The organism is Promicromonospora sp. NPDC059942, from assembly GCF_042731755.1.
In the GTDB taxonomy this organism is placed as follows: domain Bacteria; phylum Actinomycetota; class Actinomycetes; order Actinomycetales; family Cellulomonadaceae; genus Promicromonospora.
On sequence record NZ_JBHWLR010000053.1, the window covers coordinates 1 to 692 of the forward strand.

Here is a 692-nt window from a genome sequence, read left to right on the forward strand (position 1 = left end):
TGGGAGAGCGCCTGCTTTGCACGCAGGAGGTCAGCGGTTCGATCCCGCTAGGCTCCACCAACGTGTCCTTTGAAAACTAGATAACAGAAGTAATTCACATTCAATTAGTAATGCAAGATATCACGTAGTGATTCTTTTTAACGGTTAAGTTAGAAAGGGCGCACGGTGGATGCCTTGGCACTAGGAGCCGATGAAGGACGGGACGAACACCGATATGCTTCGGGGAGCTGTAAGCAAGCTTTGATCCGGAGATTTCCGAATGGGGAAACCCACCACTCGTAATGGAGTGGTATCCATATCTGAATACATAGGATATGAGAAGGCAGACCCGGGGAACTGAAACATCTAAGTACCCGGAGGAAGAGAAAGCAAATGCGATTCCCTGAGTAGCGGCGAGCGAAACGGGACCAGCCCAAACCAAGAGGCTTGCCTCTTGGGGTTGTAGGACACTCTGTACGGAGTTACAAAGGAACGAGGTAGATGAAGAGGTCTGGAAAGGCCCGCCATAGGAGGTAACAGCCCTGTAGTCAAAACTTCGTTCTCTCCTGAGTGGATCCTGAGTACGGCGGAACACGTGAAATTCCGTCGGAATCCGGGAGGACCATCTCCCAAGGCTAAATACTCCCTAGTGACCGATAGTGAACCAGTACCGTGAGGGAAAGGTGAAAAGCACCCCGGAAGGGGAGTGAAAG

The 692-nt window shown here is 51.2% G+C and carries 1 rRNA gene (running past one end of the window); it reads left to right on the plus strand.

The annotated features are described in order from the left end of the window. Positions 1-142: 142 nt before the first annotated feature. A 23S ribosomal RNA gene (locus tag ACFV9Q_RS29240) occupies positions 143-692 on the plus strand (its annotated part continues 1,477 nt past the right edge of the window); the annotation flags it as partial.